The organism is Bradyrhizobium macuxiense, from assembly GCF_001542415.1.
Taxonomy (GTDB): domain Bacteria; phylum Pseudomonadota; class Alphaproteobacteria; order Rhizobiales; family Xanthobacteraceae; genus Bradyrhizobium; species Bradyrhizobium macuxiense.
This window is the reverse complement of sequence record NZ_LNCU01000019.1, coordinates 128629-153624: the sequence shown is the minus strand read 5'-3', so window position 1 is coordinate 153624 and position 24996 is coordinate 128629. Positions and strand designations below refer to the sequence as shown.

16 protein-coding genes, 1 tRNA gene and 1 pseudogene are annotated in these 24996 nt (G+C 61.0%); 11 read left to right on the top strand and 7 right to left on the bottom strand.

Annotation, left to right across the window (positions count from 1 at the left end; all coding sequences use genetic code 11):
* The first annotated feature begins 117 nt into the window (after positions 1–117).
* Positions 118–2127 carry a LodA/GoxA family CTQ-dependent oxidase gene (locus AS156_RS04495; protein ID WP_066500516.1) on the top strand — a complete coding sequence of 670 codons (2010 nt, stop codon included), beginning with the start codon at positions 118–120 and terminating at the stop codon, positions 2125–2127.
* The gene (locus tag AS156_RS04490; protein ID WP_066500514.1) at positions 2127–3116 is read left to right on the top strand and encodes an NAD(P)/FAD-dependent oxidoreductase; all 990 of its coding nucleotides are present in this window, start codon (positions 2127–2129) and stop codon (positions 3114–3116) included. The genes AS156_RS04495 and AS156_RS04490 overlap by 1 nt, the downstream gene beginning before the upstream one ends.
* A gap of 171 nt (positions 3117–3287) precedes the next feature.
* Here the strand turns inward: AS156_RS04490 and AS156_RS04485 are convergent, their stop codons facing one another.
* Both AS156_RS04485 and AS156_RS04480 read right to left on the bottom strand, forming a co-directional pair.
* Positions 3288–3899 (bottom strand): hypothetical protein, encoded by a 612-nt coding sequence (locus tag AS156_RS04485; protein WP_066500511.1) that lies wholly within the window; start codon positions 3897–3899, stop codon positions 3288–3290.
* 9 nt (positions 3900–3908) lie between these two features.
* Positions 3909–5159, bottom strand: a complete 1251-nt coding sequence (locus AS156_RS04480; RefSeq protein ID WP_066500509.1) for a hypothetical protein — start codon at positions 5157–5159, stop codon at positions 3909–3911.
* Between the two features lie 130 nt (positions 5160–5289).
* Between AS156_RS04480 and AS156_RS04475 the strand changes: the two genes are divergently transcribed.
* The 7 genes from AS156_RS04475 to AS156_RS04445 all read left to right on the top strand — a co-directional run bounded on the left by AS156_RS04475 (position 5290) and on the right by AS156_RS04445 (position 14734).
* Entirely contained in the window at positions 5290–6729 is a 1440-nt protein-coding gene (locus AS156_RS04475) for a ferritin-like domain-containing protein (RefSeq protein ID WP_082747321.1), read from the top strand.
* Positions 6726–8114 (top strand): hypothetical protein, encoded by a 1389-nt coding sequence (locus tag AS156_RS04470; protein ID WP_066500504.1) that lies wholly within the window; start codon positions 6726–6728, stop codon positions 8112–8114. The genes AS156_RS04475 and AS156_RS04470 overlap by 4 nt, the downstream gene beginning before the upstream one ends.
* A complete protein-coding gene (locus AS156_RS04465) occupies positions 8111–8959 on the top strand; it encodes a hypothetical protein (RefSeq protein ID WP_066500502.1) in 849 nt (282 codons plus the stop codon). The genes AS156_RS04470 and AS156_RS04465 overlap by 4 nt, the downstream gene beginning before the upstream one ends.
* On the top strand, positions 8956–10323 hold the full coding sequence (locus AS156_RS04460; protein WP_201455988.1) for a radical SAM/SPASM domain-containing protein: 1368 nt from the start codon (positions 8956–8958) through the stop codon (positions 10321–10323). The genes AS156_RS04465 and AS156_RS04460 overlap by 4 nt, the downstream gene beginning before the upstream one ends.
* Positions 10320–11696, top strand: coding sequence for a flavin-dependent monooxygenase QhpG (gene qhpG / locus AS156_RS04455; protein ID WP_136626001.1), 1377 nt, complete (start codon positions 10320–10322; stop codon positions 11694–11696). Before AS156_RS04460 ends, qhpG begins: the two co-directional genes overlap by 4 nt.
* A 243-nt stretch (positions 11697–11939) precedes the next feature.
* Complete coding sequence (locus AS156_RS04450; RefSeq protein WP_066500500.1) at positions 11940–13343, top strand: hypothetical protein; 1404 nt, start codon at positions 11940–11942, stop codon at positions 13341–13343.
* Positions 13340–14734, top strand: a complete 1395-nt coding sequence (locus AS156_RS04445; RefSeq protein WP_066500499.1) for a Dyp-type peroxidase — start codon at positions 13340–13342, stop codon at positions 14732–14734. The genes AS156_RS04450 and AS156_RS04445 overlap by 4 nt, the downstream gene beginning before the upstream one ends.
* Positions 14735–14944: 210 nt before the next feature.
* Here AS156_RS04445 and AS156_RS04440 read toward each other — a convergent pair whose 3' ends face one another.
* From AS156_RS04440 to AS156_RS04425, 4 genes are all read right to left on the bottom strand, one after another.
* Positions 14945–17965: a lipase family protein gene (locus AS156_RS04440; RefSeq protein ID WP_066500497.1), complete on the bottom strand. Its 3021-nt coding sequence runs from the start codon at positions 17963–17965 to the stop codon at positions 14945–14947.
* A gap of 343 nt (positions 17966–18308) precedes the next feature.
* Positions 18309–21017 (bottom strand): patatin-like phospholipase domain-containing protein, encoded by a 2709-nt coding sequence (locus AS156_RS04435; RefSeq protein ID WP_066500495.1) that lies wholly within the window; start codon positions 21015–21017, stop codon positions 18309–18311.
* 233 nt (positions 21018–21250) lie between these two features.
* Complete coding sequence (locus AS156_RS04430) at positions 21251–21703, bottom strand: hypothetical protein (RefSeq protein ID WP_136626000.1); 453 nt, start codon at positions 21701–21703, stop codon at positions 21251–21253.
* Between the two features lie 60 nt (positions 21704–21763).
* Positions 21764–22591, bottom strand: a complete 828-nt coding sequence (locus AS156_RS04425) for a hypothetical protein (RefSeq protein WP_066500490.1) — start codon at positions 22589–22591, stop codon at positions 21764–21766.
* Positions 22592–22818: 227 nt separating this feature from the next.
* Here AS156_RS04425 and AS156_RS43930 point away from each other — a divergent pair.
* Together AS156_RS43930 and AS156_RS42645 are read left to right on the top strand one after the other, a co-directional pair.
* Positions 22819–23946: pseudogene (locus AS156_RS43930) on the top strand (S1/P1 nuclease).
* 655 nt (positions 23947–24601) lie between these two features.
* Positions 24602–24670, top strand: a tRNA-Glu gene (locus AS156_RS42645).
* Here AS156_RS42645 and AS156_RS45735 read toward each other — a convergent pair.
* The gene (locus AS156_RS45735; protein WP_066500485.1) at positions 24630–24995 is read right to left on the bottom strand and encodes a ChaB family protein; all 366 of its coding nucleotides are present in this window, start codon (positions 24993–24995) and stop codon (positions 24630–24632) included. The genes AS156_RS42645 and AS156_RS45735 overlap by 41 nt on opposite strands.
* Position 24996 lies beyond the last annotated feature (1 nt).

The window sequence follows — 24996 nt, the reverse complement described above, 5'->3', positions numbered from 1 at the left end:
CTGTGGCACGATCGGTAGCGGCCGCGTGAGCCGGTACCGCCCGCGCATGACGAGCGCGACCTCGCCGCCCGCCGACCGCTTGCAACCGATTTCTCAGGACTCTCGCAGGGGACCTACATGGCCGAACCCAAGGCAGAACCTAACGCACCACGGATATCCAGCTCGACGGTCGCTTCACTCGCGATATTCCCGCCTTTGGGCGTAGCCAGGGTCGGTAACGCAGACGGCGAGGGCGAATACGTGATCGCATCGGAAGTCATAGGCGGATGGCCGACGCTCCCGAATGGCGCCGCCGCGATGTACGAATCCGACTTCAGGACCGCGGACGGCAAGATCAAACGCCAGGCGGTCCGCTTCCGCATCTATGCGACGTCGACGGACGGCGAAACGTTCGAGGTCACGGCCAGCGACGGGATCCGCATCGAATGGAAGGTCGGCGTAGCCAACCTGAAGGCGGGCTGGTACGAATTCAATCAGGCCATGGATCTTCCGCGGGGCATCGCCAAGCCTGCACAGAAGCGAAACGCAAGGATACCCGTCCCGGGCCGGAGCGCCCGATTGGACATCGTTCCGAGTCCCAAAGAGATCGAGGGGCCCAACAAGTCCGGTCCGGAGTTCGCCCTCGACGACGGTACGTTCTGGGCCGGTTCGCCGGTCTATCTCGGCGAACTGCAAACCGACGATGCGGGGCGCCTGATCTTCCTCGGCGGCCGAGGCACTTCCGTCCCGTTTCGCAAGGGTCTCATGCCGACGACCTTTGCCAATAATGACGGTTGGCACGACGACGTATGCGACGGTCCGGTGCGCGCTACCGTTACCTTCGCCGACGGCTCGTCCAAGGAAGCGGAGCCCGCTTACGTCGCGGTCACGCCACCGAACTTTGCGCCGGGGACATTTGGCCTCGTTACTATGGACGACACAGTCAGAGAGGTATTCCGAAGCCAAGGCTGGATCGCAGCTCCGAGCTCGACCTCCTTCACCAAGGACGTTTGGCCGATCTTCGATCGGATGAGCGGCCTCCAGTGGGTGAACCATGGCCTATTTGTCATGCATGGATTCGGTTCACCTCTCGACGCCCGAAACGCGCAGGTCGTCGCGAAAATGCGCAATCCAGCCGCTGCAATGGCTCCGTGGCGGACAAGGGTCTTCAAGCTGTTCCGCGATGCGGCCGCGACGGGACCCTTCAACGAGCCGGCCCTGCCGCAGATGTTCGGAGATGCGTATGGCGAGAGTCCGAAAGGCACGCCTCCCGACGCGCTCAACTACCTTTCGGTCACGCGCACGCAGTTGGAGCATCTGGGGCGCTGGGCAGACGGAAACTTCGCCGACGACTGGACCGGTATTCCGACGCTCGCGGAATTCGATAAGCTCTCGCCGCCTGAGCAGATCGAGCATCTGAACCGCGCCCCTCTGCACGAGTGCCTAGGAGGGCCGTTCCATCCGGGGATCGAGTTGACGTGGACCATGCGTATTCCGCACGTCTGGAAGGGCGGCTATCGCCTGAAGGTGCTACCTACCGACGATCCGGCCAAGCAGGACTTCGGGCCGGAATTGTCGCCCCAGGTATGCTGCGGCCCCGGAGGACCGTTCGACGGCGTCGCCGCCGGTGCGTTGACGCGATTCCTCGGCGTGCCATGGCAAACCGATGGAGCGTCCTGCAACTCCGACGCGGACTATAGTCCGAGCACATTCCTGTCCATGCCCACGTTCTGGGGCGCACGCGTCCCCGACCAGGTGATGTCGTTCGAGAACTATTCCATCGCGGCGGCGATCGGGAAGAAGGGGAACGAGGAGCAATTCTCCAAATACCTGATGACCCGCTCCGACTGGCTGCGGGACGTCCGGGGTTTCGACTACTATGCGCGCATAGCCCACATGGTCGAAGAATGGTGGGAATTGGGAATGGTGCTCGCCGTAAAAGATCCGTCGCCGGATTTTCCTGACGGTTTTCGTGTCGAGCAGGGACGAAATCGCGATTTTCCCGGATCCGATCCGAAGCCGGGGCTCGTCGCATTCGTCGAAGATCTTCGTAACGATGAGCCTACGCAAGTCGCGCAGGCGTCCAGGGGACTGGTCCTGCAGGCGCCTCAAGCGCCAAAACGCCGATATCGGCAGGGCGAGATCTGATGTTGGACGTGCTGGTCTGCGGTGCCGGACCCGCCGGCGCGACGGTGTCGGCGTTGCTTTCCAACGGCGGAATGAACGTTGCTGTCGTGGACCCGATGGTTGGGACAACCGAACGGCTCGAGCTGGTAGCCCCTTCCACCACCAGGCTCTTCGATGCGGTAGGTCTCGGCAGTTTGTTGCGAGATCCCGACCTGGTGCGCTTCTGCTCAGGCATCCGGCGGGATTGGGGCGCCAAAGTTTCGGTCGAGGAGTTCTTGAGCCACCGGGGCGGAGCAGGGTACGCCATCGATCGGCGTCGTCTGGACCGAGTTCTTCGCGAGGTCAGCCGAAAGGCGGGCGCCCGTTTCATATGCGGTAGAATCGTCGCGGTCGAGCGCGAGCATTCGATGTTCCGCGCGCGCGTACGTCGGGACGGCCTGAACATCACGGTGTTCGCCCGTACCGTGGTCGATGCATCAGGCCGAGCGGCTGCTCTGGCGAGGCGCCTCGGTGCGCGAAGGGTGCTTCACGAAGCGCTGCTTGCGTGCCGAAAAGAAGCTGTCCCGACCGATACGAGGGGTCGCTTGCTGGTTGAAAGCCATTCGGCTGGCTGGAGCTACCGCCTCGAGGGGCCGGAAGGCAGATGTGAGGCTTGGGAAGTGGGTTCGAAGGCCGATCTGCGCGGGTCGAGGGGGCAGGTCGTGGACGCGTCATCTGTGCTCTGCTTTCCCTCGGCCGGTCCAGGATGGGCCGCTATCGGCGACGCGGCCGCCTCATTCGATCCGCTCTGCTCGCAGGGGATCGCGAACGCACTGTCCACCGCGCTCGCGATCGCGGGTGCGGTCGTTTCGAATGCCGGCTTGGGAGAGCCTGCCGCTCGAGCCTACTCCGAGGCCGTCCGGCGTACCTTCGAAAACGCAGAGCATGGACGCCGGCTGACCTATTCGACACTCCCCGATCGCGGGCATCGCTACTCCACGGAGCTCACCCCGTCGGCTCCTCCTTCTTAGGAGATCCCTAGGCGGAAATATCCGGCTTGCGAAACCATTGGGAGTAATCCGATCCGCGTGGGTGATGACTCGACTCCTAGGCTGCGTTCAATGACTACTGGACCGGCCGTCCTTCTGTCTTCGTGCCGGCGCGCACGGCTACTCTCTCGGGCATCGCATGGCGTACCGGATTTAAAAGGTCTTCTTGTCCTCGAAAACCTTCGACTCCGAGAAGCCGTCCGACTGAAGAACACGGACCGACACGCTCTTGGCTCCCGGAAACTGATTCATGTCGATGTCCGTGCTCGGAATGGGAAGACCGACGGCTATGGTCTGCCAGTTAGGCTCGTGTTCGGCTTTGGCCTGGACGGTGTAGGTCACTCCCGGAGAGGGAGCGAGCGTATGCGCTGCATCGAGCGTAAAGCGGTTCGGCGAACCCGGATTGGGGCCGCCCATCGCCACGGTGCCGGATGGCACGGATGCCCCTCGGGCGAACTGCGCGGCCTCGACGCCCTTGATCATGAGTTTGATGCGGCGCAACTGAGGCGAGACGGGAACGTATTCGTCGAAGGTGCCGGACTGAGCATGCGGAGCGCAGGAATTGCGCTGAGGATTCACCTTCTTGTCGAAGATCTGCTGGTCCGCGCCGTCCAGACCGATCAACTCGATCCCTTCGTCCTCGAAGTCTTCCGACTGCACCGCCACCTTGACCGGCGTCACATAGTCGATCGTTCCCTTCTTGCGGTCGAGGTCGAATGTACCGCTTACGTGAGCGAAGTTTCCGTCGAGCACTCCGGCGCCCATCGTGTCCTCCTATGCTCCGGCTACCGGAGCAAAGAGCGTGTCCTCTTGGCTCAAGCGATCGAGGATTGCCCGATAGCTGTAGGCGGAGATCCACTGGTTGTCGCAGTAGGTCATGATATCATGGCAGCTCTCGTTTGCCATGACCCGCATCGGGATTCCCAGGGACGGATCTCCCATGTCGACGCCGATCATGTCTCCGTTCGCGACGTCTCCGATCCGGCCGTCTGCATAGGGAAAGCTCGGGTCGCTCGCATCCTGATTGCAGAAGCCCGGATGATATCTTCCGAACGTATGTCCGAGCTCGTGGGATCCGTACCAGCCGCCATAGGATCGTTCGGTGTCCCACGAGAGGGAGGGGTATTGGGCTGGATTACCAGTCGGCCCGACCGCTACGATCGACGGATTGGGTTGTTGAGGAATATCCTTCGCCGCCCCTCGGAAAAACAGGCCTTGATCGGCGTCCGAGATCAGTCCGTAGTAGTGGGTGCGCGGATCGGTTCCGGCGTCGAGGTCTTTCGCGCGGATCGCGGAGAGCTGATTGTGCGCGATGTTGAGCTTGCCCAGCCATAGCGGGTCATTGCCATCAGGGGTCGTCGGGCCCGAGAAAGGCGGGGCCAAGCGCGGGTCGGCTTGCACGACGAGCTGCGACCATTCGATCGTCGACACGGGATAGGCTCTGTCGAGGAAAGAGCGGAGATAATCGAAGTGGTATGCCGCCGGCGCGATCTGCTTTGGCGGAGCACCAGGCGTCGAAAGCAAGTAGCGGAGGCCGATGGCCTTGATACGCAAGGGAGCGGCCTCGATCATCGAAACGGTCACCGGCGCGTTCGCTCCGACGGGAATGTCGGATCCTCCCGCGAACAGGCGTTTCACGCGTACGGTCAGGCTGGACCAGGACAGTACATCGGCAGGAAGAATAAAGTTGAGACTTGTCCGGATATCCCGACGCTGGGCATTCAAATCGGGATAGGCGGTCGCTTTGACGGAAATGGTCCCGGTCGAGGCGACGTACTTGGCCGTCGCCGCCGCGGACGGCGCGACCTCGATCTCGCCCTGAACTTCGGCAGCACCGGTGAAGCCCGTCGGTCCGACGTAGACTCGGACGAGGGTGCGCTTTCCGCGGACGAGAGGGACGTCGTTCGCGGGGCTCTGAATCGTTTGACAGATCTCGGTGCCCAGCACGTTCACTTGCGCACCGGGATGCACCGTCTGCGTAGCGAGAAGGCCCATGCGGATCTCCGGATCGAACCGTGTCGTCACGAGCGAATTCCGTGCGCCCGCATGACGATCCTAAAGCAACATGCGTTTCGACAAGACTAGGGAGGTCCCGAGGAGCGGAAAACGGCAATCCGTGTTTCGATGCTCCCAGTTGTACTAGGGGGATGTCGGCATGCGTGCGCGCAACGAACGTTACCTCGCAAGCCTTTTTTCGGCTGCGCCCAGATTATCCGCCTCCCCTAGGGTCGAAATGATGATGCTCACCGGGGCGAAGCTGGCGCCGTCGGATGCTCCGCCTCCCGAGTTCACTTGGCGCGAATTCGCCGTTTTCCTTCTCACCGTCGCGGCGGAAATTGAGCATTCGCTAATGGTCCAATACCTGTATGCGGGATGGTCCTTAGGCGGCCCCCAAGTGCCGGAGGAGCATCACGAAGCAGTCGCGAAGTGGCGTCAGATCATCCTTGGCATAGCGAAGGAGGAGATGGGACATCTTGCCACCGTCCAGAACGTCATCCGTTTCCTCGGAGCGCCGCTCGCGCTCGATCGCGAGGATTATCCTTGGGATTCCGTGCTCGCCCCGTACCCATTCGCTCTAGAGCGCCTCACGCGAGCGACGCTGGCGAAGTACATCGTCACCGAATCTCCGGAAACCTGGCCGGATGACGTCAGCGTGGCAGAACGCAAGGAAATCGAAAAACTGGCGGCCGGCCCCGACAAAATGAACGTCAATCGCGTCGGCGCGCTATACAAGAAGCTTATCGAACTCGTCGGCGACCCCTCAAAGCTCGCCAGCTCGGAATTCCACCCGGAATCGTATCCGACGCAATCGTCCTGGGACGAATATGCAAGGGGTTATGGTAAGGGAGCCCGTGGATCCTCGGTCGCAGGAACGACGAAGACGCCGGACGTCTTGGTTATGCGGGCTGCCTCAAGGGCAGATGCCGTGGCCGCGCTGACTGCCATTGCGGAGCAGGGAGAAGCTCCCAACAAGGCTGCCGCGCAGGACGACGAATCCTCGCATTTCAGGCGATTTCTCGCAATCTTTAGACATTTTCCCAAGGACGGCGAATGGGAAGCGACGCTGCCGGTGCCGTCGAATCCGGTGGCCCCGGGTCTGCCGGCAACAGAGGGGCAGGCGCAGATCGAGGACGCCGAGGCGGGCAAATGGGCAAATGTCTTCAACATCCGTTATCGCATGCTGCTCAGTTACCTTGCGCACTCCCATAGCTCTCCGGGCGAAGGCGGCCTGACGCGACGGCAAGGTATCGTCATCAATAGGATGTTCGGCGAAATGTATACTTTGAGGGCGGTTGCATCCGTGCTTTCCCGCCTTCCATTGAATGTGGCCGGCGAACAAAAGGCTGCGGCGCCGTTTCAGATGCCCTATTCGCTCCAGCTTCCCGAAAGCGACGCCGCTTTTTGGCGATTGCATATCGACCTTTTGACGGCGTGTCGGGCGCTGCTCGAAGACAAGGTCATCTGCAAGGGCGAGCACGCTGAATATGCCGCCACGTTGCTGAGCCTCGATGCGAAGGCGTCGGAAGAGATGCGACTTTACGCCGGGGCGTCCACCGTGCGCACCGGCGTTCGTCGCTCGAAGGAGGGCGCATGAGCATTCATGAAATCCGGATCCTTCCGCCGCTCGCCATCGCGCGGCTCGGTTCCTCCAAAGAGCCGCTAGAGAACTACGAACTCGTCGTAAAAGACCCGTTGGGGCATCGCCAGATCTGCGCCGCAGAGACACTACGGGTCAATACACGAACCGGAGAAATCTCGGAGTCCTACCAGCCGGAAATGCCTATCAAGTTCCGTGATGGCAAGAGCATCCGGCCGGTGGCTCCTTTTCTCGAGGTCTTCGCCAGAACGGATGGCGAGAAGTTGGTCCCGCTCACAGTAGACCTCCTCGCCGCCGAAGGCCTCAATCCCCGCAGCGTCAAATGGACCGTCTCACTGGGCAATCTTAAGGCGTTCCGTCGTACGACGATCGAGCAGGACAAGATTCTCGCTTCGACTTCCTTCAGCGACCACGACGTTCATCCGCTGGAAGGTCGTTGCGACAATTTCCTTCCGGGGAAAACTCTTCCTCTCGGTTCTGCCCGCTATATCAAGCCGAACGCGGCCTTTCCCGAAATACGTCTGCGCTACACGCCCGCGGCCGGACTGGTCTACGGAGCTTCGGAAACGCGCATCACTGCAGATGGCGTGAACGGTCCCGTAACCGAAATCGATGAAATCGTGAAGGACCGGGTCATCTACGATCCGACCAAGGAGCATGCGACATGGCGTGGCTGGGTCGACCCCGGTGAGCCTACCGACACCAATCCGGGGCAGATCTACGCCGGATACGCGAACGCAAAGGGAGCGCAGGTCAGTTGGGGCTATCTCGACGACGAGTGCGACGGCATCGTGGAAGCTGAGATCCAGATCGGCGAAAAGAAGCTACGCGCCTTCGCTCGGATCGGGGCCGGTCCGCCAGCGTTCGCACCGGACTCCCTACCGATACGGACGGTTGCCGATGAAATTGAACAAGCCCTGTTCGGGCCGGAAGTCCGATCGGCCGACGTATCGGCTGATCGGGTAGAAGACATCGTCCGACGAGCATACGAGACCGTCCGGCTTCTGAACACCGCCGTCCTAAACGGCAATCCGGTCGACGGCCGCCTCGGCGCCGAGAGCATGATGCCTTTGCAAGACTCCAACGACTTCCACCGGATGTTCGCTCCGATCATGGCGACGACTCTCGTCGACAACCTTTCGGTGGTCGCCCTGCATCAAACTATTCTTACTGCTCTGAAGAGCGGAACGCCGCCGTGGTTCGTCGACGTTTTGCGCCGACCCGAGGAAGTTGGCGACCTTTCGGACAAAGGACGACGCAAGATGCCGGCCATGATGCGAGGTGCGGACGCACGCTATATGACGCTCACGCGACGACAAATCGATCTGATCCGAAAATCGGTTGCGAGCGGATTGTTCTTCGGAGGGAGTGCTGAAGAATGAGCGGCGATGACGCGAAGATCACACCCCGCAACCTCGCGGCGCAACTGAGCTACCGCGGGCGCGGCAATCCGCCGGTGACCCATCCATCTTCCGCCATATCCAACTGTTTTCCGGGCTTGGAATTCGACTTCCGAGCCATCTGGCGTCGTTTCCTCGTAGGTATCGTGCTATCGGAGAACAATAACTACGTCGTTGGCTACGAAGACGAAAAATACAAAGATCTCGTAGGTCATCGCCTGCTCAAGATCAACGATCGACCGATGTCCGTCTTGACGCAAGGTCCAGTCATGCCAGGCCGCGGTCCGGCGACCCTTTCCACCGGCGACAGCCCTGAAGCCGTCTCCTTCATGGAGTGGTCGAACACGATAGCTCTGCTCGTTGGACGGCAAGGAACGAAGGTGCGTTGCGAATTCACCAAGGAAGCAGCGAAATTGGAGGTCTTGCCAGGCAACCCGGACGTGGCGACGCAAACGCTCGAATTGGAGGTGAGGCAGCTATTCGAACGTGATGAAGCAGATGGAGCGTCCGAGCGGCTCGCTCTTTTGGCGGAGTCTCTCGCGAAGCCGGGAGAATTGAGTCAAGGACTCTGTTCCCCGTGGCAAAACGATTATCGCGAGTGCGCTTGCTATTACTGGGCCGCGAGTCGTCCCGATTACGTGAACGTTGTCCCGGGGGGCGACGGCCTTAGCAGGGGCGACAATTGGATGCAGAGGGAAAACACCGGAAGCTACATCGTCGACAATCGGGATTTCCAATCCAGTCTCAGCTACGACGATCTGTTCAAATCCTGGGAATCTGTGCTTCGGTTCGTTGTGGGCGGGATCCAGGAGCCGCCGCCAAAATGAACCGGACGGCGCAATCGGAGATGACGTCTGGTTTTGCCGAAATCGGTAAGCCGAAGTTCAGCGATGTGCATCTGCTCTGCACTGGACGACAAGGTCATCTTTTCCTCGCCGACGGCAGCCAACTCTTCGATCTCGATGCCGATACGTTCGCAAAGTTCGTGGCGGCTACGAACGATGAAGAGGTCTCAGGTCTTTTGACGAAGCTCGGATTGACGACGGAGCCACGACGCATCTGTGACGAAGCACCCACCGATGTTCCCGTGCGCGCCATTTCGTTAGCCATTGCGCAAAAATGCAATCTCGGCTGCACGTATTGCTACGCGCAGGAAGGCGATTTCGGAGCGTCGCCGAAAAATATGTCGCTCGAGACAGCCTTGGCCTCCATCGATCTCCTCATCGGGCAGACTCGCGCGGACGAATCCATCAACATCGCCTTTCTCGGCGGCGAACCGTTGATCAATCGTTCCGTCTTGCGTCAGGCCACGGTTTACGCTTCGGAAAAAGCCGCTGCGAGAGGTCAGAAGATCGGCTTCTCGATCACCACCAACGGTACCTTGGTCGACCGCGACGATGCTGATTTCTTCGAACGCCACGGATTTGCCGTTACGATCAGTCTCGATGGTCGGGCAGCCGTACACGACCAGTTGCGACCCTTCAAAGGCGGTAGCGGAAGCTACGAGCGGATTATCGAGCGCATCGGACCGCTGCTGGGACGCGCCGGTCGGATGCAAACGACTGCGCGCGTGACCGTCACGCCGACGAATTTGGCGCTGAAACAGACGCTCGACGAACTTCTGGGCATCGGCTTCCATAGCGTCGGATTTTCTCCAATGCTTGCATCGCCGACCGGACGCGGACAGATGGACGAGGTCGCGCTGCAGAACATGCTTACCGCGATGATCGAATGCGGTCAGAAATTCGAGCGGAAGGTCATGGCTGGGGAGAGATATGCATTTTCCAACATGACGACCGCTCTCCGGGAGATCCACAGGGGAACTCATCGACCCTATCCATGCGGGGCCGGAGGCGCCTACCTCGCAGTTTCGGCGGACGCCGAGCTGGCCGCATGCCACAGGTTCGTCGGCGTCGAAGCCGGAGCGATGGGATCGATCGGCGCCGGTATCGACAATGATCGCAAGAACGCATGGCTGGAGCGCCGTCACGTCCACAAACAAGAGCCCTGCCGCACATGTTGGGCGCGATATCTCTGCGGCGGCGGTTGTCATCACGAGGTGATCGCCCGCGGCAGACCGGCGTGTGATTTCATACGGGGGTGGCTACACTACGCTCTGCAAGCGTACCTGCGATTGGGCCCGGAAGGTTTGGACCGGGCATTCGGCGCGAAATCCCGGACGGCTTCATGAGGATGATGCCAGATGCAGAAGTGCTGGTGATCGGTGGCGGCCCGGCAGGGGCGGTCTGCGCACTCGCTCTGTCGCGACTGGGCAGAGACGTGGTCTTGTGCGAGGCGGCCGCCTTCCCCCGTGATCACATCGGGATTTGTCTCAGCCCGGGCGTAATTTCACAGCTCGACTTTTTGGGCGTGCAACACATCCTCGATCATTCTGCGCATCAAATCGGGCTGCCGATCGAGCGGCGGTGGGAATCGACGAGTTTTACCCCGACGCCTATCAAGGCATTGCTCGTCGATCGGGGGCAGTTCGATTCCGACATGCTCGCCATGGCTACCGCAAACCGCGTGCGCGTCCTCCAGCCCGCCATGGTCCTGAGTTTTTCGCGTGCCGCAGAAGGCTGGGTCGCGGACGTGGGCACGTCCACGGGCATACGACAAGTGCGTGCCGCCTTTTTGGTCGACGCGAGAGGGCGAAGTTCGGGACATCGCGATCGACGTCGGCGCGGAACTCCTACGGTCGCGGTTCATGGCGAATGGCAGGGTGAAGTTCGGCGGGCCGTTCGGATCTCCGCCGCGGACGCCTCCTGGACCTGGGCGGCGCCGACCGGACGGAGGAAGCGCGTCGCCGTCGCCTTCACAAACCCGGGCCTCCTTCGTCGCATGAAGGGTTCGCTGGACGAGCGCTATAGAAGCTTGCTTGAGGATGCGGACGCCATCGAGCCCGGGCTCGAGCTGGCCACGCCGCCAAGGGTATGCGACGCCACACCGTATATTGCGGAAGGCGACCAAGACGGGCTTCTGAGAATCGGGGACGCCGATGCTGCGTTGGATCCACTTTCGTCCAGCGGGGTTCAGGCGGCTATTCAATCGGCTCTTTGTGCCGGCCCGGTCATCAACACTCTGCTCACCGAATCGGCGGACCACGCCGCCGCAAACGAATATTGGAGTTATCGCCGGATTTCGCGATCCGAGACCCATCAGACTTGGGCCTCGCACAGATACGCGGAAGCTTATGCGGCGCGCCGGACGAGCTTTTGGCATAGCCGAGCAACAGCGTCTTCGACCGCTACGTCCTCATCAGCGACTAACCCTCCATTGCCGTCGCCGGGGCAGGTGCTCAGAATGTCCGAAAAAGTGACATTCGTTGAAGCGCCTTGTCTCGTCGATAACCTTGTGGTTCGCGTCAAGTCTCTAATGCATCCCAACATCGGTGAGCCGGTAGCTTACTTTGACGGCGTGTCCCTCGGGCCGATGATGCGCGCTCTATCGGCAGGCATCGCCGCATCGGAGGTCGTCAGCCTGTGGTCCCAAAGTGGCTCGCCAGAAAAAGCCATGGCATTACTGGGTTGGTGCTGGCAACACGAGATTGCGGTTGCCGTCTGATGGAACTGGTTGGCGGAATGTCGATCGTCTCGAACTCGACGCGAAAACTGCGGTGGTCGGCAGCAAAGGTCATCAAGGCAAAATGCTACGGGCAATGATCTTGCCTGCCGCGGCCGAAGCGCGAAGGAGTCGGCTTTCAGGCTTCGATACTATGTCCGTGCCGAGCGGCTATCTCGAACGGCGGTGCAAGTTTCTACGAAAGTGGCGTGATGTCGTACTCTGCAACCTGTGGGGAGAGGTGGAATGACCGATTGGATTTTCGAGGCGCCCGCCGGACTTAAGGATTTCCGCAATCCGATCGACTGGCACCGCGCCATGGAAAAGGAAGCACGTGACATCATCGCGATCCTTGCCGCTTCCAGTCTGGGCGTGGAAAGCCCGACTGACGATCAGATCGAAGCAGAGCGCGACACGCTCGCCTACGTCGATCCCACCCGCACCGCGCCGCCGGCGGGCGCCGAGACCCTGCCGATCCAGCCATGGAACGGATTTCCGAGAGCGGTGTCCCGAAGGGCCCCGTGGCCTGATTATCCGCCGGCGGATGGCGATCCCGACGGAAACTACAGAGCGGTCGAGCATCTCGGAGAGGAGGACCATCCTGCCGGCGTCTTCATCGACCGGCACGACAGGGTCCTTCACCTTCCCGTTCGCGATCGCCAAGACGAATATCTGGAATGGGCCGCACGGCGGGACGAACAGGGAAGAATTACGAAAATCACGTTCGTGGCGGAGGGATATGACTATTTCTCCGAATTGTTCGCCCACGACGAAGGCCGCGCTCTGGAGCTCTACAAGGACTTCACGGGCCTGCCGGATCTGAAGGCCGACGACCTCCGCGCCAAGGACGGTATCTATCGCCGTCTCAAGAACGGCACGACGAAGGCTGTGGTCGAGCCGGGTGGCTTCAATCCCCGCAACAGGTACAACATCAACCCAGGCATCGTTCATCTGTCGCACCGCGCCAATTCGCTCGGCGCGGAAGTCAACCTCGCCGGCGTTTCCGGAATCATACGGAAGAAGGCCGACGGTACGCGGCTGGACGGAAGCGACGCGGAGAAGCTGTTGTGCTGCAATCGGGGAGGGAATCCGAACCGCAATAGCGATCCGCTGATCTCGCAGCAGGCTTATGCCCAGGTGTTGCAGAGCTATCGATATACGTTGGCCAACCCCGTGGGTCTGTACATCGCTGGCATCGAAGATACCGGCCTCCTGCTGCCGGACAATTCGACGAAGGTGCCAAGAGAATGGTGGCGCGTCGTACGCGGCGCCGATCTTTGGGATGCTTCCGCCAGTCGGGTACTGCGTCTCGAGCTCGAAGTGCCGGCCAAGGAAAAGTTGACGATCCAAGATTTGTTGGTCGGCGGAAACAAGGTTCTCTTCCCGGGCCAGGTAGCGGAGTTGCTTTCGGTCCACCTTTTCGTCACTCGGTGGAAGAGGAGCGATGCTTCGGTCGGCCCCGAAGTGAAGTGTGATGCGACATGCTGCCGAAAGGGCGCGCAGCTCGAATTGAGCGACGGGAGCTGCAGCGATGGCTTTCGGCCCGCTTTCCCGGATCTGCTTCCTGCAAATGCCGCCGTCGCGGTGTCGACCGTCAAGCCGGCCTCCAAAACGATGTCGGCGATCCAGCCGCGTTCGGTCGTTAGATGACCGATCGGGTTCTGGATATCAACGACATACAGGGGAACGTCCTCGGGGGGTTCAACACGGACATCCAGGAGTTGGTGGCGCTCACCGTGGTGGATGCTGCGGATTTCCAGCGCGCGGCGGCCTGGGCGGCGAGCCTATCGCCGGCGGTCACCACAGTTTCCCAGGTCCGCGCGCAGCGGGAGGCCATGAAGTCGTCGGCCGCGACCGTAAGTCCTTGGCTTTGCGTCGGAATAGGTCAACGTCTTCTCAGCAAGACGCAATTCGATGTGCTCATTCGCGACGATGCCTTCAACAACGGCATGGCAAAGCGCGCTCCGTCCGTGCTCGGCGACAAGTCCGACCCCTCAGGTTGGCGCGTCGGCGGCACGCAAGCGCCGGTGGACGTTCTCCTGATCGTCGCTTCAAACGACGAAGCAGTCGCAGCTTCGCGGGCGCAGGATCTGGAGACGAGCGCTCTGACAGCCGGAATGTCCGCGACGTATCGCGAGACGTTGCGCAGACTTGACGACCGGGAACATTTCGGCTTTCGCGACGGGATCTCCCAGCCGCAGGTCGCCGGCTTTGACGATCTCGGCGAACTGCAGCCCGGCAACTTCCTCTTCGGCTATCCGAAGGATGCGGGATCCGACCCCTTCTGGCCCGTGGTCGATCCGCGAGGGTTGACCGACAATGGATCTCTTCTCGTATTCCGCCGACTCGCTCAAGACGTCGGGGCATTTCGTGCCTTCTGCGCGGCGGAAGCGATGCGTCTCGCTCCGCAGTGGCCGGGACTTACCGCCGACCTTCTTGGGGCCCTGATCGTTGGACGTTGGCAGTCGGGCACTCCAGTCGCAACCGGTCAGACCCGGGATCCAGGCCAGTTTCCGCCCAGCAACGACTTCGACTTCAAAGGTGATCCCGACGGAGCCTCTTGCCCTCTCGGTGCCCACATAAGAAAGATCAATCCGAGGAACGGGCCCAAGGACGTGCTTGAGGTACCGCGAATACTCCGTCGAGGCGTACCGTTCGGGCCGCTCTACGACGCGGCGCCGCAGGACGACAGAGGTCTAGCCTTTCTCGCCTTCCAATCCTCCGTGAAATCTCAGTTCGAATTTCTCACGCAGCACTGGATGAATAGTGCCCTTAATCCGGGTCGCGGCAACGATCTCCTGGTCGGTCGCTCCGACGGGGCCCTGCGCACCATGCAGATACAGAGCCCCGCTGGCCCGATCCAGATCTCCGCTCCTGTCGCGGATTGGATAAAGCCAACCGGCGGCGCGTATCTTTTCGCTCCGAGCAGATCCGGATTGGCCAAATTCGGAACGCCACCGGCAGCGCTCGGTCTTTGGAAGGCACATCAGCTTTGGGCGATTACATTCGATGCGGTGAAGCAGTCCTTGTTCGAGCGCTAGTGTTGCGGCAAGTTCCTTACCGACCTTCCGCTTGGTGCCGGTGCCAGCGTCGCAAAAAATTGGCAGCCGACAATCGACGGGCAATGTTCCGACTTGGTCGCTCGGGGTTGGTGAAAATAGCGGAGCCCGGCTGCGTCCAACTCGCGCCTCTCGCGAAGGTCCCATGAAGCGATCGGAACAGGGTCTTTCCATGATGGCCCTGCTCCTCCGTCAATCGCGCCAACCCGAGACAATGCGCTCTAACGACAACCGGGCTGCCGGCTTTCGGGAACCGATTTTGTCGATGGCCGTGTCCAAAATTGCGACGTATCCCGCAAGGGTCGCGCGCTTGCTCGGGGAGTGCTCGGCCACCTCGCGGGCACGAGGAAGCTCGCGGATATGGGACCATCCGGAAACGAGCCGCACCAGATCGACCTCCAGCCCTTCGGTCTGCGATACGCGATTGAGCCAGTCGGTGGCCTTCTCCAGGGCCGATCGGGTAACCTGGCCAGGATCCGCTCCATCCAGTGCTGCCGCAACCGTCGCCAGTTCGACCACGCCCCGAACGCTGCGCTCCTCCGGCGCCGGATCCTTCAACGCCAATCCGAGTTGCAGCGCTTCGCTCGCGAGCTTCGTCAAATTCAGAGATCGAGCGGAGTCCGCTATGGTCGCGTACCACCAAGGACGGAGCTTGTTGTCGTCATCCTTCCGGTCCAGCAGGATCGCGTAGGTCTGCCGCGTCCACCATTCCGCTCTCTCCCGCTGCCCGATTGTCCGAAGATGAGCCACGAGCCCGCGAAACGCGGCGATCGAGTCGGCCTCGAAGAACTCGTTCTTGAACGCTTCGGCTGGGTGTTCTGCGTACAATTGAGGAATGTCGCGCTCCAGGCGAGTATACAGTTCGTTCGCCCCTTCATCGTCTCCGATCCGAACAAGCCGTTCGGCCACGCCACTCATCACGTGCAATGCGAAGGAGGTCGATACCTTGTCGTCCGCGGCATCGAAAGCGTCGTTCAAGTCGGCGGACCGGAAGCGCTCGAACGCCTTCCCTATCTCGATTGCCGTAACGACCCGGCGGACGACGTTTTCAACCGTCTCCTCCTTGTCGTCGCCATCTCGGTCGCCGAGTAGCGCGTTCTTCGCCGAAATAGACTCGATCGGTTTGCCCCGGACAAGGGTGCGTATCGTTTCGTAGTCCGGCGCGTCGATCTGCGAGGAAAGAAACGTCGCGATAAATCTCGTGTCGTCGTCGATTCGGCAATCGACTTTCCGGACGATGTCGAGCCGTTCGGCCGGACTGAGGTCGGGGCTCAGGGCTATGGAGTAGGCGAAAAAGCAATCGTCCGTCTGATCGATGGCCAGATTGGACGGAGTGACCATGGGCGCGCTCGGCATGGGAGAGGCACCTCTGTCGGTGACGAGCTTGGTCAGGAGTTCTACGTGGTTCTGGGCCTTCGTGTAGAAAGCGATCAAGGCGCGCGTGACGGTCCGCATGGAAGGGCCCGACGCCTTGCGCACGAATTGCGACCTGAGCTCGGCAATCAGATCGTCAGGCGGCACGCGCCCGGCCGCAACGGCGCCGAGAACGGCGGCCGATTTAACGCTCAGGATCTGGATCGAAACGCCCTCACTGTCGCGGGACCTCAAAGCCACGGCTTCGAGCCTGTCGAAATCTCCGGCGTAACCCAGCGCATAACCTATCTCCTCGGCTGCATTCCGCATCGCGATGATGTCGCCGATGTCGTCCAGGAACGCTTCGGCCCTCGGCCCGTAGCCGAGAGCCTCAAGGCGGACGAGCACCCCGGGAAGGGCCTTATCCGCGCCGACACTCGTGACCGACGGGCGACGCATCGCGTCCGCGATGCTCTCGATCTGGTAGCGATCGGTCGCCGGCGCGATCCTGGCGCCGAAGTACGAAAGGGTCGCGGTCGCCAAAAGGCCGCTGGTTGCAATCAAAGCGAGGGCGAAGACCAGATTGAGCCGCGTGAGGCCCGATCCCTTCTTCGGCGCCGTGGCGGTCTCGGACGCGCGGAAATCGGGAGGGGACGGAAAAACAGTGGCCTCGACCGACTCGGGCGGCGAGGAGGATCTACGGATCCAACTGGCGATCAGATCGCGAACTCCGTCGTCATCGAAGTATGAGGTGTGGATCAGCTCCTGGAAAGTGACTGATCGGGCGGCGGTCCTGAATATGACTTCCGACCCCTGGGAATCGTACGCCCCTTCGAACAGGGCACGGAGGCGGTCCACCGTCTCGCCCGCGCGGAGATTCGACCGCTCGGTCAAGCGCGCGGAAATGTCGGTTGGCAGCGGTCCCCAACCGGGCGACATGACGAGCAGAGCGCGACCGACGGATGCCACCCTCCTGCCCACAATGTTGCTGCCTTGCGCCCTCTGGGCGATCTTCGACCAGATGAACTCGTCGGCCGCACGCGCGAAGAGGGTGTCATACAGCGGAACGAGGAAGGGTACGAATTTCAGGAGACTGGTCGTGCTGAACCGCGGCGCGATGTACGGAGCCGTCCCCAACGTCCCGGCGATCAGATTTATGGGTTCGTCCAGCGTGTGCCACAGACCCAGCCAAAGCTTACCGTACCAGTCCTTCGCACGCCGTTCCGAGCCGGCGAGGTGCCGGTCCTTCAACCAAGCGATCAAGGGCTGCGCCACCGTCAGAACCGCGAATACCGCGATCAGGGCAAGCAACGTCAGGAGCGTCGCATAGATCGCGATCGGGAGCGTCTGACCGTCCCGATGCAGTCTCTTCACGGCTTCGAGCAGTTCGTCCGGCGAGGCCGGCGCCAGCGACATCGCGAAGAGGCTGCACGCGGTCAGACACGCGACTACGAGCCACAGATCGGTCTGAAGAGAACGAAAGGCGATAAATGGCGTCCCTATCGTGGTCCAACTCTTCAACCCCTTGAGCTTTTTCCCTGCCCGCGCGGACGCGACGAGGCAGTGCCACACCACGGAGCCGCCATGACTGTGCGCCACCAGATGGTAGGCCGACCGCGTTCCCTCGAGATCGTACAGCCGCGCGAGAAGTTCCATGCCGGCGAGGTATCGCCGATCCTCGAGGTTGGCGCCCGACCAATGAAAGGGCTTATCAAAGCAAAAGCCCGCAAGTCGCGATTGCACGTGGGATTGGAAGAGGCTGCCGAACTGCCACCAGCGACTGCCGCGATCGGCGATGTCGGCGGCGCCCGTGCCATGAACGAGGATGATGCGCTCGGCCTCGTGCTCTGTCTCTTCCATTTCGGAGCGATCCCTGCCCGACGGCGGCCGACTCTAGCACCGAAACCGTGCGCCGAGGCCTTGACCTTCCAGTCCCGGGAGCACCGTGCCGTGTCGATCTGACCTCCGATCCTAGGGCGGCGATCCGAGGTCACAACCCCGGGGATTCCCCAGCCGCGTCTGCGGAGCCGGAGCGGAAAGCTAGTGCGGCGGCTCCGAGCCGACGTGGTGCGTGACGAGCTTGTTAAGGGAGCAGGTGAAAGGGTAGTTCACGTAGCCTTCGTGGAATGCGACGGTGGTATTGTCTAGCACCGCGCGGTTCAGGTCCGTCGCGAGGATGTTCCCGCCAGCACACGGCCCGCCATCAGCAGATGTTGGGAAAGTACTCGCGGGCAAGCCGCAGCAACTCCAACTGGCGCTGCCCCGATACGGACACCGGATCTTCTCCGGAGATCATCCTGCGACCTATATGCTCCCCCAGCGCGCGGTAGCACTCGAATTGTTCCTCGGAGAAGAGCTGTTCCATCGTCGACTCGTGCGGAAACGCCGGATGTGCCGCCTTGTACGCAGCCACATAATCGTTCTCGTCTCCGCTGAGCGATGATTTCAAGTAGATCAGAACACCCGTCTCCCGCTCGGTACCGCCGGGCAGCGGCGGATAGTCGATCAGGCCCAACGCGACATGCGGTCCGTGCTTCGGATCGCGTACCTTGTTCTTGACATCTTCCGATACCTGCAGCGAACGCTTGGCTATCGGTTGCCAGTCCATCGTGATCGTCGTTCCGAGATCGATCCGCGCGAAACGCTGTAGCTGCACCAGGGACGATGACATCATGTCGGGATCTGCTTCGCCATCGACCGCCACTATGAGGCGGCAACGTCGGCGGAGTAGTTCGTAGATCCCCAGGTTTTCGATATGACCTCCGTCCGTCAGGAAGACGAAGCCGGCACCGGTCTTCGAATCGATGGCTGCGTCGGTTATCGTCGTTCCCGACTTGAAGAACGCTTCCTTGAGCAGGTGGACCGGACCCGCCCTTCCCAACCACCAGCGCAGCGGAGCCCACCATCCCGCAACTCTCACTATGTCGGCGGGATGACGTAGCCAGCGACCGAGCCTGACGTTGAAGAATGCTATCGTAGGGGACAGCGGCCGCATCGACGCGATGCCCATATTGGGCGCCGCCGCAGCGCCTGATATCGCCATCGCGGTGCCGATGTTCAATCCGTCAGTCACTCTTTCGGCGAGCGCCGTATCGACGTAGCCCGTCGCTTCGCTTCCTACGAAGAGGCGGCTGAAGACGAAGAAATCCGCGTTACGACCCCTACGGTTCGCGAAACGGGAGCCGGGAACGTTCAACGCCGTGTTGATCAGATGATAGGGCGATTTGCGCGGCTTAATCTCGCTGAAGCGGGTCGTGTCGACTTGTCTCAATTCCTGGCTCGGCCGAGAAATCGCTTGTCGTTTCGGAACGCCGAGCAGCTGCCGCAGACAATCGACGAGTTGCGAGACCTTGGGAAACCGCGCGGTCCGGACACGGGGCTCTTCCCTCCTGAACAGGAAAGCGCGTCCGAGCCGATCTCGGTAGAGTTGGTGCAGGGAATTGGAATTCACATTGAAGAAGGGCCACGTCAGGACCAGCAGGATCGCTCCGGCCCCGAAGTAGGAGAAAGCGGCCGATCGATCGACTTCCGCCGACGGAACCTCGTTGGAGTAGCCGAACCACTTGACGAGAACCGACGGAGCATGCCTCCAGCCATCCATCACCTCCGGACCGCACGCCGCGCCCTTCGCGCACGCGGAGACTCCAATGGCCCAGTACGCCAATTGAAGGACGACGACCCACAGCAACAGAGGAATCACCAACGCGAGAAGAACCAGGATGATGCGGCTCGTCCACTTCGAGGCTGCGTCAGAAATTCCCTTGGTCGCGGACGTCAGGGCCTTGTCGGCGAGGGAACGCACGAAGGGAAGGACCGCAAGCACGACGGGAGTTAGCCAGGCCACGATCCTCGCCCAGTTCTCGAAATAACCGCCGGAAGGCGACGCGGATGTCGCCGCATCCGTATGGACGCCGAACATCAGCCTCAGAAGCGCGAAGTGAGCCTCCAACACTACGGGCGGAGTGATCAGAAAAAATAGAATGTAGCCCGCGGCCCTGGCGAATATCTTTCGATTGCGAACCTTGACGATCGGCCAGACGGATACGATGAGCGCGTAGACCACAAGCAACAGGAACAGCGCGCCCAGCGCGAGGATAGACCAAGGAAAGCCCGTCGCCTTTATTCCTTCCGGCGCGGATGACGGCCATTGCGGAAGGCCGTCCAGACGCCTGGTGTCGGCGACAAGGGCCAGCATCCCGGCCGCAAACAAGAGGAACGGCAGGATCACGACGATGTTCATCGCGAGTCCGCGCAGGTAGATGGCCACCGCGGAGATCGCGGATGGAAGACCGTCCTGAAGAAGATAGCGCGAGTGGTCGCGCAGATGACCGGTTTCGACCGTCTCGCCCGGATCGCGCCCCGTCTTGCCGAACGGGAAGTCGTCGTCGTAGGCCATCGACACCGTCATCGACGTTCCGATGTACCCGCCTCCCGAGACCGTCGACAGATAGTGAAAGCGTTGTATCGGCTCGGCCGCGTTCAGCGCCTGGAGCACGCCCAGACAAAAAGAAGCCGAACGGATGCCGCCTCCCGACAGCGCGATGCCGATCATGCCGTCCGACGTCGAAGGCGTCCGAGCATCCAGTCCGACGGGCGGAATCGCCTGCGTGATCTCGCAATATTCGTGCAGATAGACACGTCGGAAATCCGTGATCAATTCCGGGGACGACTGAAGGCGTCCAGCCGTCGGGGCCTTCTCGGTCGCGGTGGACCCAGGAAGCGGCGCGCCTTCGGTATCGGTCGGCTTATGTTCGGCGTTCGCCCTTTTGACTTGCGCGTCGCTCGAGACATCGGCGTCCGCCGTCGGTACCGGCGAGGGAGTAGCGAGTATCTCCGATTCGGGCGCCGGCGGTTGCAAGGTCGGTTTCCCGTCTTCGGCACCGGGTGGCTTCGGTCCTTTCGGTTCGACCATGGGCGCTCTCCCCTCGACTTCGGACGCGACGAAAGCTTCCGAAGAGGTCGAACCCTCGTCAAGCTAGGAGCCTTCCCAGTGGACGCGACGGACGGAGGATTCTCGGCTCGCACGTCGGCTTCCCGACGGAGTCGCCCGCGCATGCGCTTGGTCGGGTCTGACGATGAGTTACAAGAGCGATGTGGGAGCTTGGACGTCCGGGCGTAGGCGTCGCCCGCTTGGTCGAACGGCGTTCAACGGCCCTTCGCGTTCGCGTTCAGCGACGACGCTATGGCGGTGATACCCACCGCCAGGAGCTTCTTGCCGTTCATAACGACTCTGCCGACCGCGCCGGCGGTCCGGACGACTTCGACTTGGTCTCCGACGTGCATGAGCTTGAGCAGGCCTTGATTTTCGTCCGAGATGTGACCGTATCCGACCACGCGGCCGGGCACGCTGTCCGCGAGATAGCGGGCCGGCTCCGAGCCGACCGGTTCGACGAATACCATGTCATCGATCACGTTCGACTTGGCAGCCAGCTTGGCGTCCCGCAGCATTGCCTGGCCGTAGGTCTGCTCAAGCGCCTCCTCGTCGACGCCGTCTTCCAGGGCTGCTCTGCACGCCGCAGCGAGGGCCTCGTGATCCCAACCCGGATGGGTCCGATCCATCTCGTCCAAGCTTTGCTGCAACAGGTCGACCTCGGTCACGGGACCGCTCCTGGCGTCGGATTTCACTTTCGGAGTCGCCGAAAAAAGTGCTCTCATGGTTCACACCGTGTTCAATCGGGCAGCCAGACGGCTAATCGTCTCCGGATCCTCAAGATCGAGTATACCATGCCATTTGGTGCCGGTAAGCAAGATATCGCCGAGCTTATGCCCTTGAATTCTATGAGGTAAATCACTCACGTTCCAGATCGTTCGGAGTGAATTCGACTTAAGATACCTCTCAACCGTAGTTCCCCACCTTTGTTGCACCGATTCATCAAGGCCTCGTAAATTTGTTCTTATCCGGTCCTTGCAGCCGTTCCAATCGGCCGGCGTTTTGGGTCGGAACCCGTACTTCGGCCACAAGCGTCCGCCCCCCGACAGACCGGCACGAAGCTCGATGCGTCTAAATCTCAAGCTCATGTAGAGTTCCACCGCCGATCTCATCAGGCGATCCGCTACTTTGATGCCGTTGGGCTGCGGATCGGCGATCAAAAGGTGATGATAGGCGAATGCGTCCTGGTCACCGATGGTGATCTCGCGCTTACCGTAGATGCTGCCGCCGTCGGGCTGGGCGAAAAATACGTAGTATCCGAACGAGCCTCGCTCGGAGGGAAGCTCCAGACGAAGCCCCCTGTCATCGAACATATCCGGCGACAAGCATCGCCATAGAACTTCCCAATCGAGTGCGTCCGGGTCGCCACGTCGCGTGAAGACCCTCATCCTGATAGCGGTCCACCGCTGCAGGAAACGATGATCGATCTGGCACGCCCACATTCCACGAGAACCAGATCGCGTTCCTTCGATACCCTTTCCCACCAAGATCGTAATCTGGCCGGCGGTCCTGCGCAGCAGGTTGATCGGCGCTCGCGCGACATATCCTTCGAGCATCTCGAAAGTCGGAATGCACGCGGACAACGTTAGGCGGAACCGGTGAGAAGGTACCGGCGGAGGAGGTCCCAATGATTCTTCGTCTGGTCGAGCGCTCAACGTTCAGCGAGGCCGGTGAGAGTGAGGAAGGATGAAGGACTTAACGCGGCATTTTTGGACTGTCACCCTAGGGGGTACCCTCGGTCCGAGCCCGGCAGCGCCGTAGTAGTAAATCGGCGCGGGTGCGAATGCCAGTCGGCGTGCCAAGCGCCGGGCTGCGAGAGTATGAATATTTCAACTTAATCCATTCGGGATGCCATGAGAATCATTGCTTTGTCTTTCTTGGCCTTCTTGATCCTATCGAACCGCGCCTTCGCGTGGGAGACGATGGGCACAAGACGGTTGCGCTGATCGCTCAGCAATGCCTGACGCCGGCGGCAAAGAAACAGGTTACCGCAATGCTGAGGTCCGACTCGGACGACGTCACCAGACATGATATAGCTAGCGCGGCGACGTGGGCCGACAAGTTTCGGGATTCGAACCACCGCAAGGATCACTACGTGCACACCCAGAACTGGCACTTCGTCGACATGGAAAATCGACAATACGGATCTGAATGCCGCTTGTTTCGACCATCCTCAGTTGCCTCAAGGTGAGCCGCGACCGGAGGACCGGGCAGGGTTTGCGCGACCGACAAAATCAAGCAATTTCGGACGGAGTTGCGCGCGGCCGACACGGACGCGGAAGAACGGGTGATGGCCCTGAAGTTCGTTCTGCATTTTGTCGGAGATATCCATCAGCCGCTACACTCTTCGGACCACCATGATCGCGGCGGCAACAGCGTGAAGGTCGCCGTCGACGGCTTTCCACACAAGTCGAAGGATGAACTGCATGGCTTTCTGGATACGCAGTTCGTGGACGCGCTTGGCCCGCCGCCAAGCTCGCTCGCGGCATCCCTCCTGAGTAACATCACGCCGGAACAAGCGAGGCAGTGGGCCGCGGGAACGCCCGAGGATTGGCTGAAGGAAGCGTTCGATATCGCGGTTTCGGACGTCTACGGCAGCCCGCCGCTGTCCACCGATGGGGTGCAGCATCTCGATTCAGGATACGTGGAAAGAGTCGAGAAGGATGTGAAGCTGCAACTCAGCCGCGCCGGCATCCGCCTAGCCTTTCTCCTCAATCAGTCGCTGGACACGGAACAGGCCGATTGGAATTCATGTCTGAGTGGCGGGATCCAGCAGCACGGTGCGCGAGCGAAGGGCAGGCCATCGGCAGCATCGCCGATGACCGCGAATTCGGACCCGGCTTTGCCTCGGTCTTGCAGTCGCTCGACATCGCTTTCCGAGACGCCTCAAGGCCGACCGCGGAGCCAGTAGCAATCGCGTGCTTTCGGGCGGCGCGTCCTGCCCACGTCGCTGGCGCATCGGTACATACCGGCAGTACACGCAACGCAACCCGCCGCGGTTGTCCGGAAACGCTGATTTTACTGCAGTTTTCGAGGCCCTTGGGGCGCTGGCAGAGAATCCCAATCTTTCCACCGCACCTGGGCGATGAGGGACCCGTTGATTAGATCGTAACCTAACAGGATGTCGGTGGCACCTCCGGGATTTAACTTTAATCGTGGACCATTTCTAAGCCGGCGATAGTTTGCGTAGGAACGGCGGCTTTTGACGGATTACCAAGGGCACACGCCGCGAGTTAGGCTGCCCTCCGGTAGGAAAATGGAGCTTCGGAAATAGTGGGTCTAGCAATGTAGCGGACCCCCGCTACCATGCGTCCCCCACTATTCTCAAAAGTGGGTTTCGGGCTGTAGCGGTCTCCCGCTACCAAATTTCCGGCGGTTTTGAGCACTTTTCGAGCGAAATGCTCCACCATAATCACTACGCGGCAATTCCGTAGCAACTCGCACCAACAGCCGTGACACCGCTGGGATTGAATCCTTGCTATCCGCGCCTTCGCTTGGACTGATACCTCGCGAGGTGTCGCGTCGCAGATGAGATCTCGAAGCAATGCAAGGATTCATTCTAGGCGGGACTGCAGCAGTCGCCTCTCGGTCCTCTCAAGGCTGAAACAGGGGTTCGATTCCCCTAGGGAGCGCCAGCAATCTCAGGCACTTAGGTAGCCTTCCGCCGCGCTCGTTGAATATTGGTCGAATAAGACGCTGGTGAACAGCGGCGAACGCTTGCGAAATTTGCTCCCGATAATCGCAGACCAACCTCGGCGCGATGCCCCGCTGTGGCTGGCGCATTCGCAAAAAACTTCCTCGTCGCCTCCACGCGGTTCGGTGCGAGATCTCCTCCTGCCTGGTATCGTCCGCATGCGCGGCAAAGCAATGGTTGAAGGCCTCGCGATAGATATCCTGGGCGTGAGCCGGCAAATGATCGCGAGCCAGGAGGGGAAGGTCGTCGTTGGAGCGGTACGGCATG